This is a genomic window from Sphaerisporangium melleum (assembly GCF_014646695.1).
In the GTDB taxonomy this organism is placed as follows: Bacteria; Actinomycetota; Actinomycetes; order Streptosporangiales; family Streptosporangiaceae; genus Sphaerisporangium; species Sphaerisporangium melleum.
On sequence record NZ_BMNT01000034.1, the window covers coordinates 39,095 to 45,128 of the forward strand.

Here is a 6,034-nt window from a genome sequence, read left to right on the forward strand (position 1 = left end):
TGACCATGCCGCCGCACGGAAGGGTGCGCTGATGACCGTCCTCCTGGCCCTCGGAACCGCGAAGGGGCTGTTCCTGGCCCGCAGTGACGACCGCTCGTCCTGGGAGGTCAGCGGCCCGCACTTCCCGATGACGGGCGTCTACGGGGTGTGCTTCGACAAGCGGCGGGCGACGCCCCGGCTGCTGGCCGGGGTCACCAGTTCGCACTACGGGCCGAGCCTGGCCTACAGCGATGATCTCGGCGTCTCCTGGCACGAGCCCGAGCATCCGCCGGTTGCCTTCCCGCAGGACACCGGCAGGGCCCTCGAGCGGGTGTGGCAGATCGTCCCCGACCCGTTCGTCCCCGATCGCGTGTGGGCCGGCACCGAGCCGTCCGCGCTGTTCGTCTCCGACGACGGCGGCGTGACGTTCGAGATGGTGCGCTCCCTGTGGGACCACCCGCACCGGCCCGAGTGGCAGGCCGGCTTCGGCGGGCAGGCCGTCCACACGATCCTCCCCCACCCCGACGAGCCGTCGTCGCTGCTCGTGGCCATGTCCACCGGGGGCGTCTACCGCAGCACCGACTCCGGTGCGTCCTGGGCTCCGGCCAACTCCGGCATCCAGGCCACCTTCATGCCCGACCGCTTCCCCGAGTTCGGCCAGTGCGTGCACAAGGTCACCCGGGACGCCGCCGACCCCGAGCGGCTCTACGCGCAGAACCACCACGGGGTCTACCGCTCCGACGACGGCGGCACGCTGTGGGAGTCGATCGCCGAGGGCCTGCCCAGCGACTTCGGCTTCGCCATCGTCGCCCACCCCACCCGGCCGGACGTCGTGTACAACTTCCCGCTGGCCGCCGACGCGATGCGCTTCCCGCCCGACGCGCGCTGCCGCGTCTACCGCTCGCAGGACGCCGGCAAGAGCTGGGAGGCGCTGTCCGACGGCCTGCCGTCCGAGCCGTTCTATCCGAGCGTGCTGCGTGACGCGATGTGCGCCGATGACGCCGACCCGGCCGGGGTCTACTTCGGCACCCGGTCCGGCGAGGTCTACGCCAGCCGCGACGAGGGCGACTCCTGGACGCTGGTCGCCTCGCATCTGCCCGACGTGCTGTGCGTCCGCGCGGCGGTGGTGTGAGCGATGCCGGTGACCGTGCTGGTGCCCTCCACGCTGCGCGGCGACGCCGGGGACGCCAAGGCTCTCAGCGTCGACGCCTCAGGGACACTGCGCGCCGTGCTGGACGAGATGGGCCGCCGGTGGCCGCGTCTTGAGCGGCGGGTGCGCGACGAGCAGGGGGCCCTGCGGCGCTACATGAACGTCTACATCGACGGGGTCGACTGCCGGGTTCTCGGCGGCGCGGACGCGCCGGTCACGGCGGACGCCGAGGTCCATCTGCTGCCGAGCGTCGCGGGCGGCTGAGCAACGGCGGACGCGCAACGCCGCGGTGCGCGGCTCGGGCGGCCATCGGCAGGGAAGACCCCGGACAACGACGATGCGGCCGGAGCCGTGGGCTCCGGCCGCATCGAAACAGGCGGTCAGCGCAGGGGTCAGCCCCAGGGCGTGTTGCTCGTCTTCGCGGGGGTCAGAGGCTCAACGATCACCGAGGAGAATGTGTCGAGCGGGATGTCACGGTGGGCGGTGGTGCTGACGTGAACACTCATTGCAACTGACCCCTCGTCCGTGGCGGTGCCGGCGTTGTGCCGTCCTGCCGTCGCATGAGCAAACGTATTCGAGGCCGCTATTCAGTCCCTATCCGTCCACTTCCCGGATGCGAGATGCCACTCTGAGCAGGGGTTTCGCGAATGCCGGCGATGGTCGGCCATCGGGTGCCCGGCATCGGCCCCCCGGACAACGGTCGTCGATTCCCGGCTTTTCGGTCCCACCGTTAATCGGACGGCAACCGAGCTGTCGATAAGCGGTAACCTTCCGGGTAAATCCGCGTTGAGGGCATCACCGTCGCCGGCGGCTTGACGTCTCCTGTCAACTCCGGCCACTTCGCATCACCCTCCGCGACGCCGCCCCCGGCGAACACCCGGCGGGTCGAGCGCACCGGACGACGTCCGCCCGCCACCTGCCGAACCCGGCGAAGACCCGGCAGACCGGGTGCGCCGGACGACCCGGGGCGGCCACCTGCGGGCCCGCCTGGCCGCGGCGCCCGATCCCCGCTTCGCCGCTCGTCCGCTGAGCCGACGAGCCGGCACCCACCGACCGCACCTGCGGCGGGTGCCGGCTCGCCGGGCCGTACGCCGGCCCGGGTGGCACCGCCGGGCCCCTTGCTCAGGGCCCGCGCGCCGTCTCCCTGACCGGCAGCTTCCTGGTCGCGCCGTGCCCGGCCGGTTCCTAGTGCTCCGAGCGGCGCCGGGCGCACCAGCAGCCGCCCGAGCCGTGGGGGCCGAAGGACATGGCTCCGGGACACCCGGCGCACTTCATGGCCGGATCGCACGCGTCCGCTCCGGCCGAGGCCCGGTAGGCGCCCCAGCGCTCCTGCGCGTCGCGCACGGCGGCCTGCCGCTGCGCCTCGGCGAACTCGGCCTCCCAGAGTGCGGCGTGCTCCTCCCACGCGGCGAGATGGGCGTCGAGGCCGGCGTCCCGCCCGGCTGGACGGTCGTCGTGCTCGCTCGGCGGCACGGCGTCCCATCGCCAGGCGGTCTGCGATGCCGGTGCGGGCCGCTCGCCGCGTGATGCGGCGCGGCGCTGCCGCCGGGTGGCGCGCTGGGCCCTGATGGCGGCCTGCTCGGGGGGTGTGACGTGCTCATCGGGTGCGGACATCGGCATTCCTCATCGTCGTCGTCGGGTGGAGGGCCCGCAGGCCCTCCCTTGCTATCGGTCCCTCGCGGGGACGTCGGGTGTGGCGTCCCGGAAGGGGCGCGTGCGCGTCGGCCTGGGGAGAGGCGGGCCGGGGCGCCGAGCCCGCGGACCTCACCGTCCCGGGATCAGGGCCACCACGCGAGGCCGAGGAGGAAGGACCGCCCGGAACCGGGCGCGTTCCCGTCGTGCTCGTCCTCCGGCGACCGCTCGTCCCGCTCGTCGCCGCTCTCTGCCTCTTCCGCCCCGCCCCGGTCCTCACGGTGCCCGTTGGGGTGGTCGCCCAGGCGGCCGCGCGGCTCGGCCGCCTGGGAGTCTTCGTCGCCGTTCCGGGAATTCTCGCTGTCTACCATTCAGTGCTGACCTTCGATATCGGCGTCATCTCGTCGTCTGGCCCGCTGATGCCATGGCGCACGGCCGCCTGGCCGTACGGTGCCTCGCCCCGGCGACGGTCCCGGCCGGACGCCGCGGGAGAAGGAAAAGGGTCAGTTGAAGATCTTGGTGAGCCAGTCCTGCCAGGCCTGCTCGACCTTCCTCGGGTCGATCTTGTCGGCGAAGATGTGGTGCCCCACCACCACCGTGTCGCCCTGACCCAGGATGAACCGGTACAACCCCTCACCGGTACGCACCCCGAGGAAGCCGGGCGCCACATAGTCGACCACGCCCTCGATCGGCGCGAACCCCGCCGGGGTCAACCGCACCCGATCACCCTGCACCACCTTGCGTCCCGAAAGCCCGAGCCCGCGCTCCAGCACCTCCCACACCGGCTCCACCCCATCGGCCGCCCGCGCCGCGAACACCACCAGCGCGAACTGACCCGGGAAATGGGTCAGATACTGGTCCAGCGTGTGCAGATACATGTCCCAGCCACGCTCCAACGCCTCAACCTCCGCCTGCCATTCATCACCCAGAACCCCGCTGTGCACCAGACGCAGCACCGTGCCACCCTGCGCACGCCCCTCCACCTGGAACTCGATCGCCATGAACGTCCCGTCCGGCCCCTCCGGCGACACGAAGGCGAATCGCCGCCCCGGCTCCCACACCGACACCCGCGCCTCCTCGGCGACCTCACCGAAGAACTGCGCCACCCGGCCGCCCACCCACGGCTCCACCTCACTGCGGCCCAGGAACCACGAATCCAGCCCCGGCCCGCCCGACACCGCCTCCCACACCTGCTCGGCCGAAGCCGAAAGCTCGATCTGCTTGCGCAATTCGAACCGATGCGTCATCGCACGCCTCCCTCAACGTCGCCGTCCTGGCCGTTCGCTACATAGGGGTGCATCGCGACGATGAGGCGGTGCACCCGGCCGCCCTCGGCCTTCTCGTCGTGGTACTCGCCGGCCAGCGCGGTGACGGCCTCGGCGAGGCGCTGCGCGAAGGCCGCGCGGTCCGCCGCCGAGGCGAAACGCACCTCACCGTCGATGGTGAAGGTCGCCACCCGTCTGCGGGCCCGGGCCGCGGCGGCCACGAGATGGCCGACGTCGCGCACCAGCCGGGCCGCCACCGCCAGCAGCCATCGCGCCGACAGCTGGTCGGGAGCACGCGCCGGGTCGGGCGCGACCGCGGCCAGCGCCACCGGCGAGATCACAGAGGAGGCCGCCGTGCCCCGCATCACCCGCTCGATCACGTTGCCCTCTCGTCGTTCCTCCGCCGGCTCGATCGGTCCAGGACGTTCCCGCGCCCTGAGGTGGTGGTGCACCTCCTGGCGCGGCGACCCGAGCCGCCCGGCCGGTGTCGCGGCCGAAGCCGGCTCGGCCGGCTCGCCCAGGAGCCGGGCCCGTGCCGGGTCCAGTGCGGCCTGGGCCGCCACCGGATCTTCGATCACCGCAACTTCGAACATGCTCTAACGGTCTCACCGAAAAATGAAGTTGTCAAGACTGCGGAAGTTGTCGGGTGGGACGACGCGATCGTTCCAGGTCCGGGTGCCGGGCCGCGTCCACCGGCCCGCGGCGCGAGCGCTCCACCGGTCCGGCATACCGCAGGCCACGGCCTCCGGTTTGCGCGCGGCGTGGCCGCGGGCATAGCCCTTTCGTGATCGATGACTCCGCCGACCCGGCGGCCATGCTGTCGGTGGCGCTGGAAGAGGCCAGGAAGGGGTACGCCGAGGGCGGCGTCCCGGTCGGTGCGGCGCTGTTCGGCCCGGACGGCACGCTGCTCGGCCGCGGGCGCAACCGCCGCGTGCAGGACGGAGATCCGTCGGTGCACGGAGAGACCGCCGCCTTCCGCGCCGCCGGCCGGCAGCGCACCTATCGCGGGACCACGATGGTGACGACGCTGTCACCGTGCTGGTACTGCGGCGGCCTGATCCGTCAGTTCGGCATCACCGGACTGGTGGTCGGCGAGAGCCGTACGTTCACCGGGCAGCACGAATGGCTGGCCCGCCACGGGGTGCACGTGGTCGTGCTCGACGATCCGGAGTGCGTCGCGCTGATGCGCGCGTTCATCGCCGAGCGTCCCGGCTTGTGGTACGAGGACATCGGCCAGGACTCCTGACCGGCGGCCGGCCCCGGCTCACGCCTCCCGGACGGCGGGAGCGGCGGCCTCGGCGGGCGCCGCCTCGGTCTCGGTCTCGGTCTCGGCGCCGGCGGAGACGGGAGCGGGCTCGGTGACCGGGCCGGGGTCCGCACCGGCCGGCAGGTGGATGACGAAACGGCTGCCGTCGCTGTAGCCGGTGTCCAGCTCGATGCGCCCGCCGTGGTAGGCGACGATCTTGCGGCACAGCGCGAGGCCGATGCCGGTGCCCTCGTAGGCGTCGCGGTTGTGCAGCCGCTGGAAGATCAGGAAGATCTTCTCGGCGAACCGCGGCTCGATGCCGATGCCGTTGTCGCTCACCGTGAGCCGCCACTCTGCGTCCACACGCTCGGCCTCCACCCGCACGACGGGCTCGCGGTCGGGCCGGCGGAACTTCAGCGCGTTGCCGATCAGGTTCTGCCACAGCATCACCAGCTGCGTGCGGTCCCCGGTGACCTCGGGCAGCTCGTCCACCTCGACCCTGCCGCCGGTGTCCTCGATGCGGGCCGAGAGGTTGCGCACCGCGGCCTCCACCGTCTCACCGAGCCGCACCGGGCTCTCCTCGGCGTTCACCCGGCCGATGCGGGAGAAGGTCAGCAGCTCGTTGATGAGCTTCTGCATGCGCTTGGCGCCGTCCACGGCGAACCCGATGTACTGCTTGGCCCGGTCGTCGAGCTGGTCACCGTAGCGCTGCTCCAGCATCTGGGTGAAGCTCGCCACCTTGCGCAGCGGCTCCTGCAGGTC

General features: G+C 72.3%; 8 protein-coding genes. 3 read left to right on the forward strand and 5 right to left on the reverse strand.

What is annotated here, in order from left to right:
- Positions 1-31 precede the first annotated feature (31 nt).
- Both IEY93_RS27050 and IEY93_RS27055 read left to right on the forward strand, forming a co-directional pair.
- Positions 32-1,111 carry a WD40/YVTN/BNR-like repeat-containing protein gene (locus IEY93_RS27050; protein WP_189165947.1) on the forward strand — a complete coding sequence of 360 codons (1,080 nt, stop codon included), beginning with the start codon at positions 32-34 and terminating at the stop codon, positions 1,109-1,111.
- 3 nt (positions 1,112-1,114) lie between these two features.
- On the forward strand, positions 1,115-1,393 hold the full coding sequence (locus IEY93_RS27055) for a MoaD/ThiS family protein (protein ID WP_189165948.1): 279 nt from the start codon (positions 1,115-1,117) through the stop codon (positions 1,391-1,393).
- 921 nt (positions 1,394-2,314) lie between these two features.
- On the opposite strand, the gene IEY93_RS27060 is transcribed toward IEY93_RS27055, so the two are convergent.
- The 4 genes from IEY93_RS27060 to IEY93_RS27075 form a co-directional block, all read right to left on the reverse strand.
- Positions 2,315-2,743 carry a hypothetical protein gene (locus IEY93_RS27060; protein ID WP_189165949.1) on the reverse strand — a complete coding sequence of 143 codons (429 nt, stop codon included), beginning with the start codon at positions 2,741-2,743 and terminating at the stop codon, positions 2,315-2,317.
- A gap of 164 nt (positions 2,744-2,907) precedes the next feature.
- Positions 2,908-3,132 (reverse strand): hypothetical protein, encoded by a 225-nt coding sequence (locus IEY93_RS27065; RefSeq protein WP_189165950.1) that lies wholly within the window; start codon positions 3,130-3,132, stop codon positions 2,908-2,910.
- 132 nt (positions 3,133-3,264) lie between these two features.
- A complete protein-coding gene (locus tag IEY93_RS27070) occupies positions 3,265-4,008 on the reverse strand; it encodes an SRPBCC family protein (RefSeq protein ID WP_189165951.1) in 744 nt (247 codons plus the stop codon).
- Complete coding sequence (locus IEY93_RS27075; protein WP_189165952.1) at positions 4,005-4,619, reverse strand: winged helix-turn-helix domain-containing protein; 615 nt, start codon at positions 4,617-4,619, stop codon at positions 4,005-4,007. The genes IEY93_RS27070 and IEY93_RS27075 overlap by 4 nt, the downstream gene beginning before the upstream one ends.
- Before the next feature lie 191 nt (positions 4,620-4,810).
- Between IEY93_RS27075 and IEY93_RS27080 the strand changes: the two genes are divergently transcribed.
- On the forward strand, positions 4,811-5,272 hold the full coding sequence (locus IEY93_RS27080; protein WP_443728975.1) for a nucleoside deaminase: 462 nt from the start codon (positions 4,811-4,813) through the stop codon (positions 5,270-5,272).
- Positions 5,273-5,290: 18 nt separating this feature from the next.
- On the opposite strand, the gene IEY93_RS38670 is transcribed toward IEY93_RS27080, so the two are convergent.
- Positions 5,291-6,034: sensor histidine kinase (locus tag IEY93_RS38670; protein WP_268241585.1), on the reverse strand; the 744-nt coding region annotated here is incomplete at its 5' end.